The organism is Wolbachia endosymbiont of Nasonia vitripennis (genome assembly GCF_048054115.1).
GTDB lineage: Bacteria > Pseudomonadota > Alphaproteobacteria > Rickettsiales > Anaplasmataceae > Wolbachia.
In genome coordinates this window covers 1-25,188 of record NZ_JAFEVF010000013.1, presented here as the reverse complement: position 1 = coordinate 25,188, position 25,188 = coordinate 1, and the positions used below count along the sequence as shown (strand labels likewise).

The 25,188-nt window shown below is 33.9% G+C and carries 24 protein-coding genes, 1 other RNA gene and 1 pseudogene; 11 read left to right on the top strand and 15 right to left on the bottom strand.

The window, feature by feature from the left end; translation table 11 throughout:
- Positions 1-120: 120 nt before the first annotated feature.
- The 8 genes from JR053_RS03045 to JR053_RS03010 all read right to left on the bottom strand — a co-directional run bounded on the left by JR053_RS03045 (position 121) and on the right by JR053_RS03010 (position 9,614).
- Positions 121-729, bottom strand: coding sequence for a hypothetical protein (locus tag JR053_RS03045; protein ID WP_416603508.1), 609 nt, complete (start codon positions 727-729; stop codon positions 121-123).
- Between the two features lie 150 nt (positions 730-879).
- Positions 880-4,167 (bottom strand): ankyrin repeat domain-containing protein, encoded by a 3,288-nt coding sequence (locus JR053_RS03040; protein WP_416603506.1) that lies wholly within the window; start codon positions 4,165-4,167, stop codon positions 880-882.
- 38 nt (positions 4,168-4,205) lie between these two features.
- A complete protein-coding gene (gene htpG / locus JR053_RS03035; protein WP_010403187.1) occupies positions 4,206-6,110 on the bottom strand; it encodes a molecular chaperone HtpG in 1,905 nt (634 codons plus the stop codon).
- A 158-nt stretch (positions 6,111-6,268) separates the two neighbouring features.
- Positions 6,269-7,489: a KAP family P-loop NTPase fold protein gene (locus JR053_RS03030; protein ID WP_010403185.1), complete on the bottom strand. Its 1,221-nt coding sequence runs from the start codon at positions 7,487-7,489 to the stop codon at positions 6,269-6,271.
- 3 nt (positions 7,490-7,492) lie between these two features.
- Positions 7,493-8,092 carry a recombination mediator RecR gene (gene recR, locus JR053_RS03025; protein WP_405197680.1) on the bottom strand — a complete coding sequence of 200 codons (600 nt, stop codon included), beginning with the start codon at positions 8,090-8,092 and terminating at the stop codon, positions 7,493-7,495.
- 132 nt (positions 8,093-8,224) lie between these two features.
- Positions 8,225-9,055 (bottom strand): ankyrin repeat domain-containing protein, encoded by an 831-nt coding sequence (locus JR053_RS03020; RefSeq protein WP_416603503.1) that lies wholly within the window; start codon positions 9,053-9,055, stop codon positions 8,225-8,227.
- A gap of 8 nt (positions 9,056-9,063) precedes the next feature.
- Positions 9,064-9,306 carry a hypothetical protein gene (locus JR053_RS03015; RefSeq protein WP_416603501.1) on the bottom strand — a complete coding sequence of 81 codons (243 nt, stop codon included), beginning with the start codon at positions 9,304-9,306 and terminating at the stop codon, positions 9,064-9,066.
- Positions 9,303-9,614 carry a hypothetical protein gene (locus tag JR053_RS03010; protein ID WP_010403135.1) on the bottom strand — a complete coding sequence of 104 codons (312 nt, stop codon included), beginning with the start codon at positions 9,612-9,614 and terminating at the stop codon, positions 9,303-9,305. The genes JR053_RS03015 and JR053_RS03010 overlap by 4 nt, the downstream gene beginning before the upstream one ends.
- Positions 9,615-10,278: 664 nt before the next feature.
- Here JR053_RS03010 and JR053_RS03005 point away from each other — a divergent pair.
- Positions 10,279-11,178: pseudogene (locus tag JR053_RS03005) on the top strand (IS5 family transposase).
- Here the strand turns inward: JR053_RS03005 and JR053_RS03000 are convergent.
- Complete coding sequence (locus JR053_RS03000) at positions 11,121-11,312, bottom strand: hypothetical protein (protein WP_416603511.1); 192 nt, start codon at positions 11,310-11,312, stop codon at positions 11,121-11,123. The pseudogene JR053_RS03005 and the gene JR053_RS03000 overlap by 58 nt on opposite strands.
- Before the next feature lie 58 nt (positions 11,313-11,370).
- Here JR053_RS03000 and ffs point away from each other — a divergent pair.
- From ffs to dnaN, 7 genes are all read left to right on the top strand, one after another.
- An RNA gene (ffs, locus tag JR053_RS02995) (signal recognition particle sRNA small type) lies at positions 11,371-11,469 on the top strand.
- 16 nt (positions 11,470-11,485) lie between these two features.
- On the top strand, positions 11,486-13,069 hold the full coding sequence (dnaX, locus tag JR053_RS02990) for a DNA polymerase III subunit gamma/tau (RefSeq protein ID WP_416603498.1): 1,584 nt from the start codon (positions 11,486-11,488) through the stop codon (positions 13,067-13,069).
- Between the two features lie 21 nt (positions 13,070-13,090).
- Complete coding sequence (locus JR053_RS02985; RefSeq protein ID WP_006013488.1) at positions 13,091-13,405, top strand: YbaB/EbfC family nucleoid-associated protein; 315 nt, start codon at positions 13,091-13,093, stop codon at positions 13,403-13,405.
- A gap of 336 nt (positions 13,406-13,741) precedes the next feature.
- Positions 13,742-14,422, top strand: coding sequence for a P44/Msp2 family outer membrane protein (locus JR053_RS02980; protein ID WP_010407060.1), 681 nt, complete (start codon positions 13,742-13,744; stop codon positions 14,420-14,422).
- Between the two features lie 284 nt (positions 14,423-14,706).
- Positions 14,707-15,600 carry an RNA polymerase factor sigma-32 gene (locus JR053_RS02975; protein ID WP_264686809.1) on the top strand — a complete coding sequence of 298 codons (894 nt, stop codon included), beginning with the start codon at positions 14,707-14,709 and terminating at the stop codon, positions 15,598-15,600.
- Positions 15,593-16,090 (top strand): invasion associated locus B family protein, encoded by a 498-nt coding sequence (locus JR053_RS02970; protein ID WP_010407056.1) that lies wholly within the window; start codon positions 15,593-15,595, stop codon positions 16,088-16,090. The genes JR053_RS02975 and JR053_RS02970 overlap by 8 nt, the downstream gene beginning before the upstream one ends.
- A gap of 111 nt (positions 16,091-16,201) precedes the next feature.
- The gene (gene dnaN / locus JR053_RS02965) at positions 16,202-17,353 is read left to right on the top strand and encodes a DNA polymerase III subunit beta (protein ID WP_010407054.1); all 1,152 of its coding nucleotides are present in this window, start codon (positions 16,202-16,204) and stop codon (positions 17,351-17,353) included.
- Position 17,354: 1 nt separating this feature from the next.
- On the opposite strand, the gene truA is transcribed toward dnaN, so the two are convergent.
- Positions 17,355-18,092: a tRNA pseudouridine(38-40) synthase TruA gene (gene truA, locus JR053_RS02960; protein ID WP_010407052.1), complete on the bottom strand. Its 738-nt coding sequence runs from the start codon at positions 18,090-18,092 to the stop codon at positions 17,355-17,357.
- 114 nt (positions 18,093-18,206) lie between these two features.
- On the opposite strand from truA, the gene recA reads away from it, so the two are divergent.
- Positions 18,207-19,274, top strand: coding sequence for a recombinase RecA (gene recA / locus JR053_RS02955; protein WP_010407051.1), 1,068 nt, complete (start codon positions 18,207-18,209; stop codon positions 19,272-19,274).
- A 376-nt stretch (positions 19,275-19,650) separates the two neighbouring features.
- Here the strand turns inward: recA and pth are convergent, their stop codons facing one another.
- Positions 19,651-20,205: an aminoacyl-tRNA hydrolase gene (pth, locus tag JR053_RS02950; RefSeq protein WP_010403886.1), complete on the bottom strand. Its 555-nt coding sequence runs from the start codon at positions 20,203-20,205 to the stop codon at positions 19,651-19,653.
- On the bottom strand, positions 20,205-20,816 hold the full coding sequence (locus JR053_RS02945) for a 50S ribosomal protein L25/general stress protein Ctc (protein ID WP_010403884.1): 612 nt from the start codon (positions 20,814-20,816) through the stop codon (positions 20,205-20,207). Before JR053_RS02945 ends, pth begins: the two co-directional genes overlap by 1 nt.
- Before the next feature lie 142 nt (positions 20,817-20,958).
- Between JR053_RS02945 and JR053_RS02940 the strand changes: the two genes are divergently transcribed.
- A complete protein-coding gene (locus tag JR053_RS02940; protein ID WP_007302320.1) occupies positions 20,959-21,258 on the top strand; it encodes an ETC complex I subunit in 300 nt (99 codons plus the stop codon).
- A gap of 319 nt (positions 21,259-21,577) precedes the next feature.
- On the opposite strand, the gene rsmH is transcribed toward JR053_RS02940, so the two are convergent.
- On the bottom strand, positions 21,578-22,462 hold the full coding sequence (gene rsmH / locus JR053_RS02935) for a 16S rRNA (cytosine(1402)-N(4))-methyltransferase RsmH (RefSeq protein WP_010403870.1): 885 nt from the start codon (positions 22,460-22,462) through the stop codon (positions 21,578-21,580).
- Between the two features lie 205 nt (positions 22,463-22,667).
- Between rsmH and JR053_RS02930 the strand changes: the two genes are divergently transcribed.
- Entirely contained in the window at positions 22,668-23,879 is a 1,212-nt protein-coding gene (locus JR053_RS02930; protein ID WP_029237637.1) for an MFS transporter, read from the top strand.
- A gap of 30 nt (positions 23,880-23,909) precedes the next feature.
- Here the strand turns inward: JR053_RS02930 and map are convergent, their stop codons facing one another.
- Together map and JR053_RS02920 are read right to left on the bottom strand one after the other, a co-directional pair.
- Positions 23,910-24,692 (bottom strand): type I methionyl aminopeptidase, encoded by a 783-nt coding sequence (gene map, locus JR053_RS02925; protein ID WP_010403864.1) that lies wholly within the window; start codon positions 24,690-24,692, stop codon positions 23,910-23,912.
- Between the two features lie 213 nt (positions 24,693-24,905).
- Positions 24,906-25,040 carry a hypothetical protein gene (locus JR053_RS02920; protein WP_416603492.1) on the bottom strand — a complete coding sequence of 45 codons (135 nt, stop codon included), beginning with the start codon at positions 25,038-25,040 and terminating at the stop codon, positions 24,906-24,908.
- Positions 25,041-25,188 lie beyond the last annotated feature (148 nt).

The following is a 25,188-nucleotide window of genomic DNA, read 5'->3' as shown; positions in this document are numbered from 1 at the left end:
TTCTGTCAGTTAATTCATGCCTGTCAGATCAAGTCTAAACTATTACATTTTCTTGTGTTGTATTCATATCTGACACTCCTTTAAAACTTGTCTATATTTTTATCTTACTTTGTTTGCTTGTCAGATCAAGTCTAAACTATTACAACTTATCTTTCTATCATTGGCATGAGGCAAGATTAGTTTATGCTTAAAGAATATAGGAGAGAGCTGCATTAACAAAGAGCCATCATACCCAGCCTGATTGCAACTAGTAATTAACTCTTCCAGTATATAGTCATTTGGAACTTCTGCTTTAGCATGTTTAAAAATTTCCGTAAAAACATACTTTGCAAACAGACCTTTATCATCTCCCTCATTATATTTATCATATAACCCTTTAATGAAACTATTATCTATAGTGCGATCATTGATTACAAAAAAATCCGTTCTATATAGGTCTTGATAAGCTGTGTTACCAGACTTTACATCTTCATTATTCTCATTTGCCTTTACTTGACCCAGCAGAGATTGCGTTAGCTGAAATTCTAACGTAGTTACTGCACTAGATTTAGTATCAGAATTATTAACGCCAGATTCCTCTTGACTTTCATTACCTGAATCCTCAGAACGACGGCGCTCTTTTTCCTCTCGTTCTAAAATTTCAAACCCTTCTTCAGTTCCCGAATCCCTAGAATCTGATTTCTTTAAAATTTTGTTTGATTCCTGTGATACAAAATCTGAACCTAACATGTTTTTCCTCTTAATTAGTAGCTAAGCTAAGTGTAGCATTAAATGGCAATTTTGTCAACTTAGCAAGCATCTCTTCGTAGTCTACCAAGTTTTTATCTATTAACAATCAATATAATTATAATAAATTATTAAATGATAGACTACTATTTCTTAACTTGCTTCTACAGCAGCATTACGAACAACCTCCTCAACATCTGGTCCTTTAAGTGGACCTGAAGGTGCCTTATTATAATAATGTACAGCTATAGCAGCAACTATACAGAAAGCTCCAATGCCTGCCGCTACTCCTGCTACCAGTAGACTAGTACCGAGAGCAAAATATGCAACTGGTGCAGCAGCTAATGAAAGTACTCCAGTTACTGCAAACATCCATGTAGCCACAGTAGGCCATTTAACGCTATTCTCTTTTGTGTAAATTTTGTTGCTATTACTAGCTTGCTTATTAGCTACTGATTTTGGTTGTATATTTTCGTTAGCAACTTGTTCTACATGCTTGGCGGGTTTATTAGAAGTTTGCTCTTTTCTGTTATTATCAATTGATATTACGGTATTAACACTTTCATTTGCAAAACCTAATGATGATGATTGAGGTAGAACAGTAAAATCTTCTTTATTGTGTGCAGTACCACATTGACTTTCGGGAATAGGCGATGTACCCTGATCTACAGCTGTAGGTATTGTAAGATTTTGCTGATCATCTTTTTCGTCATTTAGATCATCAGACTTTCCCTCAGTGACCATTGAAGGCATTTCTGCTGCAGTTTCAGGTACTTCTGTTTCAGAAATAATATCAAACGAAGGAGAATCTGAAGAAATTCTAGGAGAATCGTCACTTTCAAGTTTAGAAAAATCATCATCTTCAGAACTCAGTGATGGTGAATCCGGCTCGCTTTCTTTACGCTCCACTACAGGAATTTCTTGGCTACTTGCAGTAGCAGCTATATTACCACTCACTGATAATGCAGCAACATGCTCGAACTCTTTTTCAAGAAATATTTTAATTTTTGCGAGCTTGCTTTGAGATAGTTTATCTTTCTTACCAACTTCCGTCTTATTAGCGTCTTCTAAGGCTTTATTCAAGATTTGCTTTGTGTCTACACTATTGTCCTCTTTCCTTACCTTTTCCACTAAAGACATTACTTCTTCATAATTAAGAGCGAAGATAGCATTAGACAATTTCTCTTCTATATTTTTAGGCATTTTACCCCTCCTATAATTATTATTATCTATAGTTTCTTCTATTGAAACCTTTTTATTATTCATAATATTTTCTTCTTTATCAACAATACTCCTTTGTGGCCGTTGATTATCAATATTTTTGGATTCTGGATCTTTTTTAATATTTAAATGCAAAGGTGTTTTATCATCTAAACCTTCAAGAAATTTTGTGATTTTTGATTCACTAGAAGATTTTTCCCTGTTTTCTTCCCTTACCAAATATAAACTTTTCGTTCCTACCAGATCTAAAGCTGTTTTGCCATCTCTATCTTTAATGTTCCAATCAGCTCCCTTGTTTACAAGTAATTTTACTATTTCAAATTTATCATGGTAAGCAGCCCAATGTAAAGCTGTTCTGCCATGCCTCTCATCTTGAACATCAACATTAGCACCATTTTCAATAAGTAAGCTTATTAGTTTAAAATTATCACGTGCTACAGCATAATGCAAAGGTGCAATTCCAGAATTATCTATACTATTAATATCAACAACTTTACGATTAACAATTACCTCTGCCGCTTTACTTTCAGGAGCTAAGTGTATAGCATAGTGCAAAAGTTTAGATGAAAAAATAATTCTACCTTCAGCCTCAGTATTCTTAAACCTATTTAGTATCACTTCTACGCATTTTTGATTACCAACAAAAGATGCCCTTTCAAGTTTTTTACATATACCATCCAAAAACATAGTATGATTCGGCTTATCCAAATGCTCTAATAAAAACTTAATATAGCATTGTCCACCAACACCAATAAGTAGCCTATCGAGCCCTTCATCTTGCGTAAATAATATACTTTTATGCGTTTCTGCATATCTTTCCACAAGCGTATCATTAGCTGCAATGGCTAGTAGTGAAAGCTCTTTTACTGAATGATTATAATAACCATTTGTTTCATCATAACTATTATTCAACAGCACATTGTGCGTATGATCAGTCAAATTAAGCTGTTGAGAGCAAAAATCCTTCAAATTACCACAATTCAAATCAGTAATAAATCTATCGCTTTCCTCTATATTATTTATAGTTTTATCTAAACCTGCGTAATCACCATAATTTTTTGCTTTATTTATAACGTCTATTAATCCATCAAAGGTTAAATTTTTAGGGATAATGGTAAATTCTTCTTCATTATGCCTTGGTTCTATATTAACCTGATCTTGAGGCCAAAATAACTCTGTTGCTACAACTGCTGTAACTTCTGCAACACCTACCAATACATTCGCAACATTACCTAAAATGCCTGGATCAGTAACTACTTTGTTTGCTACTTCACTACTATCAGATGAACTCTCAGTAATAGACAAGTCTTCAGCAGCAAATGACTTAGGTCCTTCATTCATATTTTTCTCAAGAGTCTCTGTAATTCTATTATCCTCATCTTCGAAATGCCTATTTATTTCATCTAACAAACTTTTGCCATCAGCTTTGTAATTCTCTAATTGTTCAGGAATGGCAAATGTTACTTTGCCGTTTTCATACTCTACCTTACTATCTCGAAACTTAAGGGTGAACTCTAAAATAGCATCAACCCTGCATATTTCCTTATTCGTATCAAGTTCTCTAACAGGCATACTTGGACAATACTGAATATTGAGAGAACCTTGGCTATTATATACAATACTTATCTTTCTATCGTTGGCATGAGGCAAGCTTAGTTTATGCTTAGAGAATATAGGAGAGAGCTGCATTAACAAAGAGCCATCATACCCAGCCTGATTGCAATTAGTAATTAACTCTTCTAATATATTGTCATTTGGAGTTTCTGCCTTAGCATATTTAAACATTTCTGTGAAAACTTGCTTAGCAAACAGGCGGTAATTTGCATTTTCACTCGAAATTAAGTGATTGTACTGGCAATATGACTCGTGAACATACGCTTTGCTTATTGTTTGCCCATTAATTAAAAAATCCATTCTTTCCAAATCAAGTTGTGCTTGCTTGCCAGAATTTGCATTCCTATTATTCTCACCTGCCTTTACTTGACTTAGCAAAGATTGTGTTAGCTGAAATTCCAATTCAATTGCTCTGTTAGTATTTTGTCCTTCCTCAACCTCTGAACAATTGCCTGAATCTCCAGAATGACGATGCTCCTTAATTTCTTCTTGTTCTAAAACTTCGAATTCTTCTTCAGCACCTGAATCTCTGGAATGGCGACGCTCCCTTTCTTCTGCAGTATCTACTGCTGGCGGCATGAGCCCACCAAGTAAATTCCACCCCATGTTTTACCCCCTAATTATTAGCTAAACTAAGTATAGCATTAAATAGAAATTTTGCCAAGCAAGTTATTGAGCCTTTTAGCAAATAGACTTACGTCTTCCATCTCTTCACCTTCCACTATACAAGCTTGATAGAACAATAAGTAAATCATATCTCCAAGTGTTGGATTTTCACCATTTTCAGCGTGAGATTCCATTATGTTTCTTATCAAAGGATGCTTAATGTTAATTTCAAGTACTTTTGGCGTGCGGTAATTTAGCTGCTTCTGTTCACGTAAAAAACGCTCCATACGGAGATCCATAGTTCCTTCATCAACTGCTAGACACACAGGACTATCGGTTAATTTCTTAGAGATCTTTACACTTTTTACTAAGCTTCCAAGAACCTTGGTGAAGTATTCGAGTATAGAATCCGCGTTTTCTTCGCTTTTGTTTTCATCTGATTTATTTTCTTCATCTTTCTTACCTTCTTCTGAAGAGAATTTTTCTAAATCAACATCTGCACGAGTTACAGACTTAAATTTTTGATCTTTATATTCATGAATTACGCTAGTCCAGAAATCATCAACTGGATCAACAAATAGAAGCACCTCCAATCCCTTACTGACAAATCCTTCAAGTTGTGGACTGTTTTTCACTGAATCGAGACTATTACCTGTGAGATAGTAGATATGTTCCTGTTCAGGCTTCATTCTGCTTATATAATCATCAATGCTAACTAGCTTACCATCACTGGTGCTATGAAATCTGCAAATGGAAAGCAATGCTTCTCTTTCATCAGTTGGCATAGCTTCGCAAAGACCTTCTTTTAACACCGCACCAAAATTGCCCCAGAATTTTGTATATTCCTCTAAATTCTCTTTTGCTTTTTTGCCGAGCTCTGATATTATGCGCTTAGTTAAAGATTTCCTAATCTGCTCAACTACACGATTATTTTGCAGTGTTTCTCTGCTGATATTGAGAGGCAAATCCGGTGAATCAACCACACCTTTCAAAAAACGCAAGTACTGCGGTATAATCTGCACATTATCTTCAGTGATAAACACTTTATTTACATACAATTTTACAGAGCAGCGTCTATCTGGATGAAATAAATCAAAAGGCTTGATAGAAGGAACATAAAGCAAGTTCGTATACTCTATTGCACCTTCATTTTTATTATGAAATATCATCCAAGGCTCACCGCCCACATGTGCAACACCACGGAAGAAGTCGTTGTGCTCTTCTGGAGTAACGTCATTTTTTGGCTTAGTCCAAATTGCAGCTTTGCTATTTAATTTTTCACTTTTTCCTTCTTCATTTACAAACTCAACGGGAAAATTTATGTGGTCAGAGTAAGTAGTAACGATGTTTTCAATACGGAATTTGTCTAAAAATTCGCTTTCTTCAGGACGCATGATGAGCGTAATTTTTGTGCCACGAGAGATTTGACCATCTAATTTGCTGATTGAATACTCTCCATCTCCTTTAGATTTCCACACCCAAGACTCTTCTTCTCCGGCTTTCCTTGATTCTACTATAACTTCTGAAGCAACCATGAAGCTTGAATAAAAACCAACACCAAACTTTCCAATCAGCTCTACAGCTTGGCTCGAATCTTTATTATTCTTAATTGCATCCAAGAATTTTTGCGTACCAGAACTTGCAATCGTGCCAAGATTATCTATTAAATCTTGCCTGTTCATGCCAATTCCATTGTCGGTTATATACAGCTCATTCTTATCTTTACTGGAGCTAATAGTAATCTTCAACTCATCACTTGAATCTAATAAATCAGCATTTAATTGTGATTCATAGCGCAATTTATCACATGCATCTGATGCATTTGATATTAACTCACGCAAGAAAATATCCTTATTAGTATAAAGTGAATGAATTACTATATTTAGTACTTTGCCTACTTCAGCGTCAAATTTTAAACTTTCAGTTTCTTGTATGTTGTGCATTTTGAGCTCCATTATTAGCCTACTACTCTAATAATTTAAGTATTGCACTGCGATCTTTCAAGGTCACACATGCTAAAATTTATGTGGGCCAACTTATGGTTCCAATGCTAAACTGGAATAAGTACAACCATTGTGTCATGCAAATTAAGAAGAAAGTGCTAGAATATAATATCTCTTATTTGCTTCAAAGATTTGTTAGTCTTTGATTCTTTTTTTTTAAAAGTAGTCTCAAGAGAGATTTTAAGCTTTTTCCATTCTTCTTGACCATTTGGCATTAAATCACTCTCAATCTTCTCCAGTACTTTCTGAGGTGATGAATATAATTCCTCGTACAAATCAGTGTTTACTGACTGTAGTATTACTAAAAATGTAAATAAATTCGGATCAAGTAATTCTTCTTTTGCATGGTTCAAAAAACATAGCTTTATTCTCCTTATACAGTATTGTATTGCCTGCAGTGATAATGAGAAGCTTTCTGCATAAAATATAAAGCTATCTATAATTAAGCTCTTTGATTTTTTCGGTAATTCAGAACTTTCAAACAGTTTTCTTATAAACTGCTCTGTTGGCTGTTTTGGCAAATGCAAAGAGAGATCAGTAAAAGATTTTAGGCTAAAATTTGGTCCAAGTATTGTGCTAATTGCTCTTTGCACATTACTCTTATCTTGGCTAACAGAGATAATGAAAACCAGTCCCTCGACATCAAGCATGTACTTTATGGATTCTAAAAAATCGACAATGAATTTAGGGCGACATATATCAAGATCATCGACCATTATATAAATGTTTTTATCTTTCCTGATTTTATTAACCACATCTGCTAGTTGTATCTTAAAGTCTCTAATGTTCTCTTTTCTCCTTTGGAGAAGATTTAATTCACCCAAGACAAAACCAATGTCTTTCTTATCAGCCTCTTTTGCAGCATCGAGAAATACTGAAAGCATAGCAAGTGGAGATTTACTGATCAGCTTTCCTAATGTATTGAGAGAAAATAGTTCTTGGTTTATGTTTTTGAACTGCTGTATAACACTCCTTTTTACTTTGTATGATGCGAATAGATCCTCAAACAAGAAATGCAAAAAAGAAGGCAATGGTTGATCTAGCGCACTAATATCCCATGCGCTGTAATAAGCTGCAATTTCATTTTGCTGCTCTAGATCCTTTACCCATTCTTTCAAAAAAAATGTCTTACCCCACTTATCATATCCTTCTAAGGATACGATTGAAAAAGACTTATCGATTGTCTTGATTATAGAACTAAATTTACTTGCAATTTGCTTATAACCCAAGCAATCACCTTCCCAATTTATTACCTTAGGCAATTGTTTCTCTTCTTTTTTTCTGAAGGTTATTAGCGATGTAAGTTTTTTTAAGCACATACCTTACTTTATATTTAACTCATACTCTTGTCTTGACGTAAGCGCTATCTTCAGAGTCCCTTCATCTAGGTAGTCAATTTCTCCACCTATCGGTATACCACAAGCAAGGCGCGATATTTTTACATTCGAATTCTTTAGCAATTCAATTATATATTGCGCAGTAACTTGGCCTTCTAATGTCGGATTGATTGCAATAATGACCTCTTCAATTTTAAATTCTGTAACTCTTTTGGGAATGTTATCAAGATTCAGTTCTTTTGGACCTATGCCATTTATTGCTGATAGCCTTCCACCCAAAACATGATACATACCTGAATATATATTCCCTTTTTCAAATGCCCATAGATCACCCAATTCTTCTACTACACACATTAACTTGGTGTCACGCTTTGGGTTAGTACAAATAGAACACGGCGATTTAGTATCTAGGTTTCCACAAATTTTGCACTCTATTATAAGATCCGCTAGCTCTCTAATCAAAGATGCAAGCGGTAGCATGACTTTCTCTTTATTTTGGAGCAAATGTATAACTAACCTTCGTGATGATGATGGACCTAAACTTGGCAATTTAGAAAAAGCATGAACTAAATTCTTTATATTAATGTTCATTTAACAAATTCAGGATATAGTTTATAAAATGATAACATCAAACCTTTCGTAAAGAAAGCTTAGTTTGATTGGCTATGAAAAAGATTTCCCACTTTTTTTAGAACTGTCTTGAAAAAATTAATGTAATCACAATCTACTGTAACCTAACTCTGATTCAGGTATAACTGAAATTATCTCACACATTTGCGTAGTTACTACGGTACTTCTTTTTTGAAAATGACGTAATTTATTTTTCAACATATTTCTTTCTTCCACATAACTGTCCGATTCTTTATTCAAACTAGAATTTTTTTCTTCATACTTGGAAAGTATTGTATCGATCAAATAATTAAAAAATAATATTAGACCTGTAGTGTTGGAGAGCAATTCAAGAGAATAATATAACATATCTTCACTCACTTCTTCATTTATTATGTCATGAGAATTTTTATACATTCTAAAACAAGAGCCGAAGGCTGCTAAGCATACGCAAGTAAGTTTTGTTTTGTTTAGGACGCACTTAATCCGCGCTAGTTTTTTATTATTATCTTCTAATTTTATACGCAACTCACTAATTTTACTACTATAGTGCTTAATAAACAATTCTATTGCCTCTTTGTTATTAGCATAATTATATGCTTTGTAAGATTCCTTATCCATAAATTCAGTATCTATATCTCTTGATTTTAGAAGCTCTTTGATTACTTCATTCTTGCCAAGAAGCACAGCTTCGTGTAGAGGTGTGTACTCACTTTCAACATCTTTCCTTCTGTTAATATGTTCACGAGTTAAGTAGTCGAAAAGAACTGAAACGCATTTTGAATTATTACCTTCAATAGCCAGAGTAATTACATCTTTTTCGTCTTTGTTCTTAGTATTAATAACTTTAGAAAGCGGCTTTTCATTCTCTTGCTTACGTTCAAAATATTTGTGCTTGTAAAACTCATTTGAACAGTATGGTTCCTTAAGAATAGACAAAAGCTTTTTTACAAAATCAGCACGATTTTTTTTATGGCCAAATGTAAAGGTGTGTCCTGATTTTTCTTATCTTGCAACAATAAGGCATCATACAAACAGCCCTCTTTATATAGAGAATCAATCTCTTGGTCAAAATAGATATCTTCTTCTCCTTCACAGATATTTAATAGCCGTGACCCTATACTTTCTGTAGTACTGTAATCAATTGCAGAGCTACGTTTCACTTTAGATTGATAAAGGTTTATGTTCATATACTACCCCTGCCTTTAAACAACCCAGCTATACCTCTAAACAGTTCAGCTATACCTGATTCACTCCGAGTGGCACAAGGTGTTTCATCTGGAATGTTAATCTCAACATTTTCACTAGAAAAAAGTTCTAAAACATGCGAGTTGCTTTTTCTACTGGAAAAAGGCACATCGTTCCTTTTATCTTTAATCTCAGCACTCTTTGCATTCAAAGAATTTAGAGAGTTAGCTAAACAATCAAGATCTGTAGCATTTTTAGACTCAAGGTCTTCTGCTTGAAAATTTGCTGCAGTGTTTATTTCACCTTTCATATTTCTTTATTTTACAGGGATTGCATTTCAGGTAGGGTATCTCATCTTTAAAATTTTTCAACTCTATTTAAATTTTTTTAAAATAGTTTTTGATAAAAATATTTATGACACTAACTTTTTGGTTCTCTTGTTAAACTTTTACAAGACAGAATTATTTTATAGCTAAAAAAATTACTTCCGCGTATTTTGAATCCAATTATAATTATAGATATTTTTAGAGCTCAAAAATCTATCTTTGTCTGCAGACCTTTTTTATTAAACTCATAAAAAAATGTAGCGTATCCTCTTCAGTGTATACTTAATTTCTGTCATGTGTGCTCTGCATTTTTTTCTAATCTTTTTTACAGGGGGATTTTATGTCCAGAATTCCAGATATTTGACCTTTACTTTAGCTAATAAAAACCAACTGGTACCTGCGGTTTTTATAGCTACGTTTCTCAAACAAGTTTCAAATGAATAGATTTCTTGCATAACTGGATTCAAAAGTTGATGTCATTCTAGCGCGTGACGCTAGAATCCAGTCCTTTTGTGCAAAAAACGTTGTAAAGTGTTTACCAACTTAGTTGGATCCCAATGGGCTTTGTTGCATCGCTCAAGTGAAAAGAACTGGCAGTTACTGACAAAATTCATTATAAAACAGCCATTTAACTGTTGAAGAAAAAATATGCCACAGAAAATGAAAGTCAGTAACCAAAACGAATATAACAAATTCCTTGAAAAAAGGGGGAATATTTTTCGTTACATCGATGAAGCTATCGAAAATTGGTATGAAAATAGTCCAAAAATGCAGGGCGGCAACTATATTTATAGTGATAAAGTTGTGATTTTGGTGCATATAATCGTCAGTTTCTTTAGAATTGGTTTAAGACAAACAGTCGGGTTTATAAAAGGGTATTTGCAACAAATAGGAAGAGATTTGCAGCTATTCACAAGCATCAAAAAAACTTAATATTAAGATAAATGATTGCAGAAAATAATATAGAAGATATCGAAATTGCTATAGACAGTACAGGAATTAGTATATACAACAACACACAGCAAGGAAAATAGCACTGACAGAGTGGCTATGAGCAAACGAGAAAATTGCACGTAATGTTGAATATAAACAACAAAAAAGCCATAGCTGTAAAATACAGTAACGGTGTTTACTCTGATCACTTGTGATTTGCTAAAAGAAGTTGATTTTCAGCATGCCATAAAAGCACTATATGCAGATAGAGCATGTGATAGGCACAAGTTTTATAAGTTGTGTAACGAATATGATATAAAGACAAAAATTCCACCAATAAACAATGCGGCAGAACATCCAGAAATAGATTATATGTCTGACAGGAATGCTGCTATTAGGTTAATAAAATTATACGGTGAAGATGGCATGAAAGAATGGAAAAAGAAGTAAATTATGGAAAAAGATCTTACATAGAAGGATTTTTCTCAAGGTTGAAGCAAGTATTTGTTTAGGAATAAATCTGAAGTAAATCGTGAAAAAGAATTACTAATTAAGTGCTATTTGCTCAACAAATTCACTGGTATTGGTATGGCTAAATTTGAAATCATTACATAAATTTGTCGTAAACCATCACTGCTTAAGGTGCTATGCAACAAAGCCATCCCAGTGTCACGCACTGGGATGACAGAAGAAGAGTATTTTAGGTAACAGCTGTTTACTCCAAAGTAATGTTGCAAAAGGTCTAACATATAAATTATAAGACTAATATAGAATATACCTTGCTAAAAAAAAAAAAAAGTATAACCTTTTATAAGGTATGCAGGCAAAAATTCTGTAACTTGGTCAGGTCAGAAATGAAGCAACCATATCAGAATCTTTTTGGGTTGCATACCTATTTGTACTATTTGTTTTATTCTAGGCTATGAACATAGCATTAAAATATCGTCCTAGTAGCTTTAAAGATTTAGTAGGTCAAGATATATTGGTGCGTATACTAGAAAATGCTTTTACTCTCAACAAAATTCCACAATCTATACTGCTTTCTGGTAGCAGTGGAATTGGTAAAACCACCACTGCAAGAATAATAGCTTTATGTTTGAACTGCTCATTGGGGCCAACTTTTGAACCTTGTGGATCATGTACAAGTTGTCTGGCAATAAAAAATTCAAGCCATCCAGATATAGTTGAAATCGATGCGGCAAGTCACACTAGTGTTGAGGATGTTAGAGCGATCTTGGGAGATATTTGCTATTTACCAATAAGTTCTAAATTTAAAGTTTACATTATAGATGAAGTACACATGTTATCCAGTAATGCATTTAATGCATTACTTAAAACTCTAGAAGAACCACCATCTAGCGTAAAGTTTATTCTAGCAACTACAGAAATAAAAAAGATACCAATAACTGTTATTGCACGTTGTCAAAGGTTTGACTTACATAACATTCCTTCAGCTAAGATAATGGAGCGTTTAAATGATATTGCACAAAAAGAAAATTATTTTATTGAAAAAGAAGCATCGGAATTAATTGCGCACCACTGTAGCAATTCAATGCGTAACGCTTTATTTTTGATGAATCAAGCAGTGCTATATAGCAAAGATGGTACAATATCCACTCAAAGTGTTACAGACATACTTGGTCTAGTAGATAGAAACGTTATATTTGATCTACTGGAAGCAGTATTAGACAGTGATTTACAGAAGGCTTTGTTAGTATTCGACAATGTGGTAAAAACAGCAAATCCGCTCAATATTTTTGAAGATCTACTGCAAACAATCCAGTTAATATGCCGTTTTTTAATTACAAAAGAGATTGATACAGAATATGAGAAGAGCAGAGTAAAAGATTTGAGTGCAAAAAAGTCTTTAATATTTTTTTCGAGATTGTGGAAGGTGCTGCTTAAGGGTATTCAAGATATAAAGGTTTCAACATGCAATGAGGTTGCTGCTGAAATGATGTTAATTAGCCTTTGTTATCTTTCTGATTTGCCTTCTCCGGAACAGGTGATCAAAAAAATTCTTTCACAGAATGTAGAGCAAGGAAATAGACAGGGCAGACCTGTTGCACCTTCCCCCCCTGTCATCCAAGTAGCTGACTACTCAGATCCAAAAAAATATGTGGAAAAACCCCACTCTGTCATCCCAGTGCGTGACACTGGGATCCATGTGAAAAATAAACAACAAAATTACGATTTTGATAAGATTTTGCAACTATTAAGGCGGAGTAACCAAATTTATCTTTACAAACAACTGTGTAGTAATCTAAAATTAATAGATTGTAAATTTGGGTATTTAAAATTAAAAGCTGTATCTAACTTGAACAGTAATTTTTGTAATGACTTGAAAAGTTACTTAAATCAAGCTACTAATCAGGAGTGGGTTATTATAGTTGATACGAGTTATATGAATAGGGAAGTGAGTAATTTAAATTATGCACCTGTAGTTAAGGATATATTAAATACGTTTAAAGGTGCAAAGGTAATTAATATAGAAAATAAGGAGTAGGTTGTGGATTTCAGTCAAATAATGAAGCAAGCGCAAGAAATGCAAAAAAAGCTTGCGGAAGCCCAAGAAAAATATATTGGAAAAGAATTTCAAGGTATTTCTGGTGGTGGCAAAGTTTCTGTATTAGTGGAAGTTATAAAAATAGGTGGCTATAAAGCTAAAAAGGTAAACATAGACTTAGAGCTTATGAGAAATGAAGAAAAAGACATAGTAGAAGATTTAGTGACAGCAGCGTTTAATGATGCCATTAAAAAAGCAGAAGAAGATATGGCAAATGCAACCTCTGATCTTGCAGGTATGATGGGGTTACCACCTGGATTTAAACTTCCTTTTTAAATTTACTACTGAAGTTTGCCTTAATGCAGTAACTAAGTGTTTTCCTTTTATACTAGTACTTCCATGAAGTACATTCATATTACTGCATGAATATGCAGCAATTCACAATGATGAATGCAGATCAGAAGATAAAAAGACATTAGTGAAATAGGTGTCAGAAGATCAAGAGTAAAAAAAGTAGAGTAACTCTATTTATTAATTAATAAAATCTTTGTATTTTCCTAAAAGTTAGTTAAGATACAGAAGGTTTTGTGTTATTAAGTTAGCACTTGACTTAACTTTAGTTATTATTTAGACTGCTAAAGTGGAATTTTAATTTTTTTAACGAGGGCAATTATGCATTATAAAAAGTTTTTTTCGGCAGCTGCTTTAGTGACGTTGCTAAGCCTATCAAACTCTGCTTTTTCATCAGACCCTATTGGTCCAATAAGTGATGAAGAAACTAGCTACTATGTTCGTTTGCAATATAATGGTGAAGTTTTACCTTTTAAAACAAAGATTGATGGTGTTACATATAAATCAGGTAAGGACAACAATAGTCCCTTAAAAGCATCTTTTCTAGCTGGAGGTGGTGCATTTGGTTATAAAATGGATGATATCAGGGTTGATGTTGAAGGACTTTACTCACAATTGAGTAAAGATGCAGATGTAGTAGATACTTCTCCAGCAGTTGTAGAAAGTTTAACAGCATTTTCAGGGCTAGTTAATGTTTATTACGATATAGCAATTGAAGATATGCCTATCACTCCATATGTTGGTGTTGGTGTTGGTGCAGCGTATGTAAGCAATCCTTTAGTAACAGAGGTTACTGGTGATAAAAAATCTGGATTTGGTTTTGCTTATCAAGCAAAAGCTGGTGTTAGTTATGATGTAACCCCAGAAATCAAGCTTTATGCTGGTGCTCGTTATTTTGGTTCTTATGGTGCTAATTTTGGTAAGACAGCTAAAGATGATGGCGGAATCAAAGTTCTTTACAGCACTGTTGGTGCAGAAGCTGGAGTAGCATTTAATTTCTAGTCTATCTTTGTCTTATTATCCCAGTGGGTTTTTTCTTGTCATTCAAGTAGCATGACACTGGGATCTAGAAAAAAGAAATGTGGATTCCAGTGTTTGAGCACTGGAATAACACATTATTTATTTAATGTAGTTTTTATCGTTACACGCTAGCAATTTTAATGCTACATTTAGGTAGCTGTTGTTAAGATCTCAACTAGGTATAAAGTTATGCTTTTTTAATTAAAGCTTGAATCTTTTGCTGAAAATCAATATATTATATGTACAGAGTTTTAATTTAAGTTATTATGTTGACCCCAGTAGCAAATTTATGTGTTAATAGTAGCACTAATCTTATGCAATATATTGCTGAAGTGCGAAAATTTCCTATGCTTTCCCAAGAAGAGGAAGTGCGATTAGCAAAAAATTGGCAAGAATACCAGGATATTTCTTCTGCTCACAGGTTGATTACTAGCCATTTGAATTTGGTAGTAAAAATTGCAATGAAATTTAAGAATTACGGTCTATTGTTGATGGACCTGGTCATGGAAGGAAATATGGGTTTAATGCATGCAGTGAAAAAATTCAATCCTGACTTGGGATTTCGTTTTTCAACTTATGCAGTATGGTGGATTGAAGCTTCAATGAAAGACTTTATATTAAAATCTTGGTCACTTGTAAAAATAGGTACAACGCAAGCACAAAGGAGATTGTTTTTTAGTTTACGTAAAATAAAAAAAAGAATTTTACAATACACAAACAGAGAAACTTTGAGTAAAGAAGAAATAAAAGCAATATCAAATGAGCTTTCTGTATCTGAAGAAGATGTTGTACAGATGAGCTATCGTCTGGCTTGTAAGGATCAGTCGTTAAATAATTGTATAAAAATAGGTGATGACTCTAAAAAGGAGTTACAAGATATGATTCCGTGTAATTTAGTTAGTCAAGAAGTAGCTTACCAGAATCATGAAGAAAAGGCATTAAAAGAAACAATTTTAAGCAATGCGCTGGCAAGTCTTAATGAAAGATCAAGAGACATTTTCATTAGCAGATATTTATCTGAAAGTACTCAGACTTTGGATGAGCTTAGCAAAAAATATTGTGTTTCAAGAGAAAGAATAAGACAATTGGCTAAGCAAGCAATGAGTAAGGTAAAACAACATGTAAAATCAGAGAGTTTGAAACTTGGTTTACATGCGTAGTCTTTTTGTATTTCTAATACTTTTTTCAATAGGTACTCTTGCATCGGTTAGTAACGTACAACTGAAGGAAAAATATAAAGATTGGCTTGTGTACACTGCATTGGAAGATGGTGAAAAAGTGTGTTACATTGTATCTCATCCTAAGAAAAAAAGTGAACATTATACAGCTGACCGCAAGCCGTATGTAATGGTCAGTTACGTTGATAAAAAAGCAGATGAGGTGAGCGTCACTTCTGGCTTTCAGTATAATAATGAGCCTGTAGTTCTCAATATCGATAAAAAAATTAAATATCAATTGCCAATAATACAGGGAAGTCTTGCGTGGACAGATGATACAAAAATGGACCAAGATTTGATTCTAAAAATGAAGCAGGGATTATCAATGGTAGTTAATGGAAAAGTAAAAACAGCAAATGTTGATGATACTTATTCCTTGCTTGGCTTTCAAAAAGCGTACCAAAAAATGCATGACTTATGCCATACAAAGTAAATTATTGATCACTAAAGTATAAGATAGGCTGTTTTGTCTCTCAGACAAAAATATGGATATCACTTTACATAGAATATGAATATCATTTAAAATATATTTTTGAGAATTAATATGTCAAAAATTGTAGATATAGGAATCAAAGAACAAAGTTCTGTGTGTGAACAAATGCGTTTTAGTGTAAGTCGTGCAAGCCTTTTAAATACGCTATCCAGGGTAAGTGGAGTGGTTGAAAGGCGCAACGCGATAGATGTTTTAGCGTGTATAAATATCAAAGCACAACATGGCAGCATAAAATTGAAGGCTACTGATCTTGACATTTCAATATTTGCCTCACTTACTGCAAATGTATCAGCAGAAGGAGAAGTGAAAATCTCAGCACATACTTTACATGACATAGTGAAAAAATTGCCAACTAATTTGGATGTCAATTTCGAAATGAATAATCAAGGAAAATTATTGATATCCTGTGGAAATGCAAATTTTTCTTTACCGAACGTAGTTTCAAATAACTTCCCTGTTCTTGAAGAAGGTGATCATCAATACGATTTCACTCTACTAAGTGCAGATTTGGTAGACTTGTTGACTAAAACGAAGTTTGCTGTGTCGCTGGATGATACAAGGTATAATTTAAACGGGATATATCTGCATACAGATGAGCAATTTCTGTACTGCGTTGCAACTGATGGCCACCGTTTATCATGTATAAAAAGGCCTAAACCTGAAGATATCAACGGAGAATTTGGGGTGATCATTCCACGTAAAACTATCATGGAACTGTTGAAAGTATTGGGTGATTGTAATGAGATAAATATAAAACTTTCAGATAGAAAAATCAAATTTACATGTGGTGAGTATATTCTAATATCAAAATTGATAGATGGGACTTTTCCAGATTACAAAGCTGTCATTCCAACGTCTCAAGATAAACAAATGATTGTTGAGAGTAGTAAGCTTGCTAGCGTTATAGATCGGGTTTCTGTTGTTGTGTCCGATAAAATAAAATCAATTAAATTTTCATTGCAAGAGAATTTATTAACTCTACATTCAAATTCCCAAGAGTGCAGTGATGCGACTGAGTCTATAGAGGTGGATTACGATGGAGCTCTTATGGAAGTAGGATTTAATTCTCGTTATTTGCTTGATGCTTTATCTTGTATAAAAAACAAATGTAAGGTCAGCCTATCAGATGGTAATAGCGCTACAATTATCACTGATGAAGATGATCCAAGTGCACTATATATAGTAATGCCAATGAGGACTTAAGCTAGTAATCTATCTTTACTAAGTATAAGCCGTGAGACGGCGCAGTGACCCCAGCGGCGTTTCTTTTACATTGACTTAATATGTTTAGCATTTCTTGTGGATTAGTTCTATTTTTTCCAAATTCAACTAAAGTACCAACAATAATCCTCACCTGGTTATGTAAAAAGGAAATCGCAGATATTTTGATGTATATGTGACTTCCGTTTTGTACTATATCAATATCATCGATTGTTCTGACCGGATTTGTAGCTTGACAATCTTTTGAGCGGAAGCTTGAAAGATTATGTTTTCCAAGCAGGTGTCTAGCAGCTTCACGCATGATGTTTATGTCAAGTGGGTTAAATACTTGCCACACATAACCGATTTCCAGAGCTGCAGGAGCGTAGCGATTAATTATTCTATATTCATAATATCTTTTTTTTGCTGAAAATCGCGCATGAAATGCATCATCTACGGCTTCTGCACTAAGCACAACTATAGGAATCGCTTTTAAGTGATAGTTTATTCCATTTCTTATTCTGTAAAGCTCAAATTGCCTTTCCATATTGAAATGAGCAACTTGCCCTAAAGCATGAACCCCTGTGTCAGTTCTGCCACCACAATGCAAAGAGACTCTCTCGCCACTGAAATTAAATATAGCGTTTTCTATGGTTTCCTGAATTGAGTTAGCAGAGTGTTGTTGCTTTTGCCAGCCAGAGAAACCACTACCATTGTATTCTATCGTTATTTTGTATCGCACTACAAAGTCTATCTATCTAATTTTAGGTAACTAACGTTCTTCGTTATTAAAAAACCCTTGGCAGATTGGTTGCGTTCAATTACCATGGAGACTATACAAGTTAATAAATGATCCATGGCACATAATCCAGAAGAAAGAAATAATGATAAGCAAAAAGCACTAGATAATGCAATAAGTCAAATTGAAAAAGCATTCGGTAAAGGTGCAATAATGAAGCTAAAGCAAAACCCTGTAGAAAAAATAGACACGATATCTACAGGGTCGATTGCACTTGATTCAGCTCTGGGTGTTGGGGGATTGCCAAAAGGACGTATAATTGAGATATTTGGCCCTGAGAGTTCTGGTAAAACTACCCTTGCTTTGCATGTAATTGCTGAAGCACAGAAAAAAGGAGGTTTATGTGCATTTATCGATGCGGAGCACGCACTGGATGTTATATATGCTCGTAAACTTGGAGTAAACACCGATGATTTAGTGATTTCACAACCAGACACTGGAGAACAAGCGTTGCATATTGTTGAGTATTTAGTATGTTCTGGTGCAGTTGATGTAATAGTTATTGACTCTGTTGCAGCACTAACTCCAAGAGCTGAAATTGAAGGAGATATGGGCGACCAGCACATGGGACTACAAGCAAGACTTCTAAGTCATGGGCTACGAAAGCTCACCTCTGCAGTTTCAAAAGCAAACTGTATATTGATATTTATTAACCAAATTCGTATGAAAATAGGAGTAGTATATGGAAATCCTGAAACTACCACTGGTGGGAATGCGTTAAAATTCTATACTTCTATAAGACTTGATATAAGAAAAGTTGGTGCGATAAAGGATAAGGAGAATATTACGGGTAATGAAACGAGAGTTAAAGTTGTAAAAAATAAAGTTGCTCCTCCATTTAGAGAAGCAAAATTCGATATAATGTACAATGAAGGCATATCAAAATTTGGAGAAATAATAGATATAGGAGCAAAGCTTGGTGTGCTTGAAAAGGCAGGTGCTTATTATTCATATAACAATACGCGTCTTGGCCAAGGAAGAGAAAATGTAAAAAGTTACCTCAAGGCAAACAAAGAAATTGCAAATGAAATAGAAACAAAAATCAGAGATTTATTTAAAAATCACGATAACTCTATTGCAATAGAAGAGGAACGCGAACAACTTCTAGAAGAATCAGTATTCTAATCTAGATTAGGGTGAAGTTTTAGTATCCATTCAGATGCATGGCTAATGTGCAATGTTGAAATCAGTGCTTCTTTTCTTGTCGCCTAAGTAGCCCTTTTGGTGTCATCCCAGTGCTTGACACTGGGATCTAAGAAAATTCACAGGCAAACTAATTCGGTAAGCTTATGCTAAATTAATGAGCTTAAATGAAAAATTGGATCCCAGTGTCAAGCACTGGGATGACACCATTTGTTACGCAAATTGTCACAATGTTCGTATAGCTGTGTGTTTGCACACTGACTATTTGTTCCTATATTTTTGTCTATCTTATTTTGCTACCCTGCTGAACGGATACAAGTTTTATATTGAATAGGATGTCCTGTTCAATTGCTATATTTCACACTCTCCCAACTGAGTTGATGAAAGCTGCGATATCTCCTTGTAGCATTAGGTGTATATTTTTTGCTATTTTTTCCACTAAGAGGATAACATTATCAAAATTTTCAAATTTTGATAATACATAATCTGCTAAGCTTTTCCGATTTTCAGGCCTACCTACTCCAAATCTCAAACGCCAATAATCGTTACCAATAAAGCTATCTATAGACTTAAGTCCATTATGTCCAGCAGAACTACCACCTTTTTTTACTTTTATTCTTCCAAATTTCAAGTCAGCATCATCATGTATGACAACAATATTGTCTAGCGATAATTTGTAAAAATTTTTTATTTTTGCAACAGGAATACCTGAATTATTCATAAATGAAGAAGGCTTTATTAGCATAACTTTATTATTGTTAATTATGCCAGAGGTTATCAAGTAATCGGCTTTCTTAGAAAATGACTGAAAATTCCAATATTTGTAGATTGCGTCAATAACGATAAAACCAATATTATGGTGAGTTAATTCATATTTACTACCAGGATTACCAAGCCCAGCTATTAAATGCACTACTCCTCTGTTTTTGTTTGAGTCTCTTCAACATCACTATCGGCAGCAGAAATTGTGACAATGGTAAAATTTTCTTCCTCATGAGCTACAAATTTAACACCTTCTGGCAATTTTACATCATTGATATGTATAGACTGACCAATCATTTTGCCAGACAAATCAATTTCTATGAGTTGAGGTATTTTCTCAGGAGAGCATTTGACAGTAATAGAACGACACAAAACATTAAGCACTCCACCTAATTTGATTCCTGGTGATTTACTTTCATTGATGAATGATAAAGGTATATCTATTTTAATTTCACTACCTTTATCAACAAACTGAAAATCAACATGTTGCACAGTATCCTTTACTACATGCCATTGAATATCACGAACAAGAGCATATTCTTTTTTCCCTGAAATATCTAGTTCTATTAAATGTGCAGAAAGAGCACCTGATTTATATTGTTTAGTAAATTCCTTTGCAGACAATGTCAAATTTACGTTATCATGCCCTTTACCATATATAACTGCAGGTATACTTCCCTTCTCCCTCAGAGCCTGAATCGCTTTCTTTTTTTTTACATCACGTAACTCTGCATTAATTGTTACCATTTCTTGCTGTGCCATCGATTACTCCTATTCAGCTAATCCTTTTTATATAATTTAATAATATAACATAAAAATATTTATTTCAAACTTCATTCTTTCACACTAATTCTTTGTGGAAAAATTTATTTAGATATATACTTAAGATTACGTAGTAAGAGCTATGAGTATTAACGATCAAGTAGTTTTTAAGATTTATAAGCCAACAAAAACTGCAACACAATCTGGCTTAGGTAATACAAAATTCTGGTACCTAAAAATTGAGCCTTGTTCTTACTATATTGAACCTTTGATGGGATGGGTTGGCTCAAAAGATCCCCAAAAACAGATTGTATTAAAGTTTGATTCTCTTGAAAAAGCAATATCTTACGCAAAGAAACACAACACAAAGTACACAATTGAAATGCCAAAAGATGTTAAAAGACTGCCAAAATCTTATGCAAATAATTTTATACTAAAGTAAATTTTATTGTAGTGTGTTTATCTAAAAACCTAAACCTAATCGTTACTATGATTTTGCTAACGCACTGCGGCTATTTAGAGAGTTGAACCTGGCTAGCTAGTATCAAAGAGTTATTTTTTAGGTATTTCTCCGTAAGACTGCAAGTTTTTTTGGATTACTCAAATAACTTCATTCTGCTTGAAGAACTTTTATGTTGCTTTGCACTAAATTAATTTCACGTTTTATTTGTGTTAGCTATTTATTTAGTGAGTGGACATGTAATTTTACCTTAAATAACCCTATAGTAAAAACATAGTTATTGAAATAATACAGAAGGTTCTCATGACAACCTCTGTATAGCTCTTAATTTTGCTGAACGCGCACGCGGATTTGCATTTATTTCTTCCGAACTTGCTTTAATCACTTTTTTGTTTAAAAGGGAGAATGTCTTGGTAGGTCCTGGTTCACACAAATCTTTAAAAAGGGTTTTAACTATACGATCTTCTAGAGAATGAAAGGTAACTACAATTAATTTGCCGTTTTCACTTAAAATCTCAGATGCAGCTTTAATACCCTTTTCAAGCTCTCCTAGCTCATCATTTACCCATATTCTGATTGCCTGAAATGTCCTAGTTGCAGGGTCAATCTTGCTTTTTCCACGAAACACTACAGAACGTACAATATCCGCAAGTTCAAATGTAGTTTTGATAATTTTCTTCTTCCGCGCATTTACTATCGCTCTTGCGATTTTACGAGAATGACGCTCACCCCCATAATTATATATAGTATTTGCAATCTCTTCTTCACGTAAAGCGTTAACAAATGTCGAAGCATTCATATGAGAATAGTTATCCATGCTCATGTTAAGTGGGCCATCACGTAGAAATGAGAATCCTCTATCTCCATTATCAAGCTGCATAGATGAAACTCCAACGTCGAAAACTATTCCATTGATACCTTTAATATTATTACTATCTAATAAATTTTTAATATTACTAAATTTCTCAATAAATAGATTTATTCTATCAGGGTATTTAACGTTCAGATCATCATAAAATTTGGTAACTGTTTCATCCCTATCAATTGCATACACTTTGCAATCAGCGGATTCCAATATTGCTTTGCTATATCCTCCAGCCCCAAATGTAGCATCTACATATATGCCACCACTTTGTGGTGCTAATTGAAATAGCATCTCTTTTAACAAAACTGGAGTATGTGTCATATCAAGAGACTTTGTGCACTTAAATTAAAATAACTTTCTCGCCAAAAAATATATGGAAATATATAGGTATAGTATAAGAATATTTAAATATAATCAACGATATAAAAATTTAATAAGATAATATTATTAATATAACATTTACATAATTCACGTTTGAAAAAGTAAGTAATATTACTATAATATCAAACAAATTACGGAAGATTTCGTGCAACAAATAACAAAAGTAATACTATCAAGTTTAATTTGTAACACTTTGTTGTGGTATGATCACATGCTTTTCAGCCATCTAATAAGCATAATCGGAGATGTGTTTTTTCCATCAGACGACAAATTAGTCAGCATACTTAAAGCTTTTGGAGTGTTTGCAGTGGGTTTCTTAATAAGACCAATTGGTGCTGCTATATTTGGCCACATTGGCGATAAATATGGAAGAAGGATTGCTCTATTTCTCTCTATCATATTGATGACTCTATCAACCGTACTTATTGCATTTGTTCCAGGGTATCAGAACATTGGGGTACTCGCATCAGTACTGGTGGTATGTTTAAGATTATTGCAGGGTATATCTCTTGGAGGAGAGGCAGGAAATGCCCCATTTTTAATAGAGCATGCTCCTAAAAATAAAAGAGGATTCTTTGGCAGTATTGAAGTATTGAGCGCAATTCTTGGCTCAATATTAAGTCTTATAGTGGTGCTTATATGCAAAAAAGTATCCGATTTTGAATCTTGGGGATGGAGATTGCCTTTTATTTTCAGTTTTGTAATAGGATTAATCAGTATATATATGAGATATATACTCGATGAAAGCCCAGAATATAAAAAGCAGGAAAAGCCATATGAATTGCCGTTAAAAGAACTATTAAACGGCTATAAAAAACCTTTTTTAATATCAGTTGGAGTTGACATAGTTGAAAATGCATCTCTTTACATATATTTAGTGTTTTTTAATGTACTTGCATCAACAATCAACACTCACTTTAACCACATAGTGGAAGTATTGAACCAAATTGCACTTGGAGGATTGACTATACTATTTGCAATACTTTCTGATAAGGTAGGGAGAGAAAGAGTCATGAAATTTGCATTTGTGACTTTTATAGTAGTAAGTTATCCAGTTTTTTCAATGATACTAAGTGGTAATAATTTGCTCACCATAATGGCGCACGTTCTTTTTATAATCCCAATAGCTGCTTCTCTTGGTCCTGTTAGCGCGTTTATGTGCGAATTATTCCCAATAAAGGTACGATACAGTGGATTTGGTTTATCAAGAAATATAGCTTCGGGATTTTTTGGTGGTCTTGCACCATTTATATGCACAACTATTATCAAAGTTACAGGACAAGGAACTTTAGCAAGTTTTTACATGATTTTCTGTGCACTAATTGGGTTAGTTGCTATATCACAAGTTAAGAGTTAGATTTTTTCAAAAACCAAGTGTTTAAAAAATCTAATCATAAGGTGGAAAATGCCAATTTTTAGGTGATAGTGTAAATATTTCAACTCCATCTTTTGTGACTCCAAGCGTATGCTCAAACTGTGCAGAAAGTGAAAGATCACGTGTTGTCACTGTCCAGCCATCTAGCTTGCTGAGCAGAGTTTCATGTTTTCCAGCATTGATCATTGGTTCTACCGTAAAAAACATGCCTTCTTTTAAGATAAGATCCTCACCTTCATCATAAAAATGTACAACATTTGGTGGAGCATGAAAAACCTTTCCTATGCCATGTCCACAATAATTGCGTACGATAGAATATCCAAAATCTTCAATATATTTTTCTATAGCAAATCCTATTTCATTTAACTTATTGCCGGGCTTAACTTGTTTTATCGCTTCCATTAGCGCATTGTAGGCAGCATTACACAAACGCTTTGCTTTTATTGAGGGTTTACCAGTCCAAAACATGCGACTTGTATCACCATACCAGCCATTTAAAATCACTGTAACGTCAATATTTAAAATATCTCCATCTTTAAGAGGTTTATCATCAGGAATACCATGACATACAACAGCATTTTTCGAAGTACAAATTGATTTCGGATATCCCTTATAATTCAGTGGTGCTGGAATTGCACCTGCATTGATTATAAAATCATGACATAGATCATTTAATTCATTAGTTGTTACGCCTACTTTGACGTATGGTGCAATAAAATCAAGGGTTTCAGCTGCAAGCCTGCCAGCTTTACGCATAAAGTCAAAGTCTTCTTGTGAATGTATAGTTATGTTCATATTTTCCATTTCTTATTATAATTCACATCTTGCATAGTAGATAATGTCATTCCACTGCTTGACACATAATTGTACGAATATTGAATGCAAAAGTACAAAAAATAGTGTCATCAGAATGCCTTTTTTTCCTGTCATCCCAGTGTCAGCTACTCTGATGACACCAAAGGGGCACTTGGATAGAGGCTACTTGAATAACACCATCATAAGGTGAAACTAGATTCCAGTGTCAAGCACTGGAATGACAAGGAAAGGGCTACTTGGATGACAAGAAAAAGGACGCTGAGATGACACCAAAGAGGCTGACACCACCATAAAGTAAATTCCACTAACACTATAGGAGACTAACATGAACTTTTTAAAATTTATCGAACTATGCTTTCAAACGGTAATGCCGGGGTGTGAGTATAACAATTATCATTATATGTAATAGTTTAGACTTGATCTGACAAGCATGAATTAACTGACAGAAGAATTAACAAAGTCAAAACCAAAATCA

Excerpts from the sequence above, each read along its gene's own strand:
- JR053_RS02980 (WP_010407060.1), top strand. The coding sequence starts at position 13,742 with ATGCATTATAAAAAGTTTTTTTCGGCAGCTGCTTTAGTGACGTTGCTA.
- htpG (WP_010403187.1), bottom strand. The coding sequence starts at position 6,110 with ATGCACAACATACAAGAAACTGAAAGTTTAAAATTTGACGCTGAAGTA.
- JR053_RS03000 (WP_416603511.1), bottom strand. The coding sequence starts at position 11,312 with ATGTTAGACCTTTTGCAACATTACTTTGGAGTAAACAGCTGTTACCTA.
- dnaN (WP_010407054.1), top strand. The coding sequence starts at position 16,202 with ATGTCAAAAATTGTAGATATAGGAATCAAAGAACAAAGTTCTGTGTGT.
- JR053_RS03040 (WP_416603506.1), bottom strand. The coding sequence starts at position 4,167 with ATGGGGTGGAATTTACTTGGTGGGCTCATGCCGCCAGCAGTAGATACT.
- JR053_RS02970 (WP_010407056.1), top strand. The coding sequence starts at position 15,593 with ATGCGTAGTCTTTTTGTATTTCTAATACTTTTTTCAATAGGTACTCTT.
- dnaX (WP_416603498.1), top strand. The coding sequence starts at position 11,486 with ATGAACATAGCATTAAAATATCGTCCTAGTAGCTTTAAAGATTTAGTA.
- recA (WP_010407051.1), top strand. The coding sequence starts at position 18,207 with ATGGCACATAATCCAGAAGAAAGAAATAATGATAAGCAAAAAGCACTA.
- rsmH (WP_010403870.1), bottom strand. The coding sequence starts at position 22,462 with ATGACACATACTCCAGTTTTGTTAAAAGAGATGCTATTTCAATTAGCA.
- JR053_RS03045 (WP_416603508.1), bottom strand. The coding sequence starts at position 729 with ATGTTAGGTTCAGATTTTGTATCACAGGAATCAAACAAAATTTTAAAG.
- JR053_RS03010 (WP_010403135.1), bottom strand. The coding sequence starts at position 9,614 with ATGAAAGGTGAAATAAACACTGCAGCAAATTTTCAAGCAGAAGACCTT.
- JR053_RS03015 (WP_416603501.1), bottom strand. The coding sequence starts at position 9,306 with ATGAACATAAACCTTTATCAATCTAAAGTGAAACGTAGCTCTGCAATT.
- JR053_RS02940 (WP_007302320.1), top strand. The coding sequence starts at position 20,959 with ATGAGTATTAACGATCAAGTAGTTTTTAAGATTTATAAGCCAACAAAA.
- map (WP_010403864.1), bottom strand. The coding sequence starts at position 24,692 with ATGAACATAACTATACATTCACAAGAAGACTTTGACTTTATGCGTAAA.
- JR053_RS02920 (WP_416603492.1), bottom strand. The coding sequence starts at position 25,040 with ATGTTAGTCTCCTATAGTGTTAGTGGAATTTACTTTATGGTGGTGTCA.
- JR053_RS02945 (WP_010403884.1), bottom strand. The coding sequence starts at position 20,816 with ATGGCACAGCAAGAAATGGTAACAATTAATGCAGAGTTACGTGATGTA.
- JR053_RS02975 (WP_264686809.1), top strand. The coding sequence starts at position 14,707 with ATGTTGACCCCAGTAGCAAATTTATGTGTTAATAGTAGCACTAATCTT.
- JR053_RS03030 (WP_010403185.1), bottom strand. The coding sequence starts at position 7,489 with ATGTGCTTAAAAAAACTTACATCGCTAATAACCTTCAGAAAAAAAGAA.
- JR053_RS02985 (WP_006013488.1), top strand. The coding sequence starts at position 13,091 with ATGAAGCAAGCGCAAGAAATGCAAAAAAAGCTTGCGGAAGCCCAAGAA.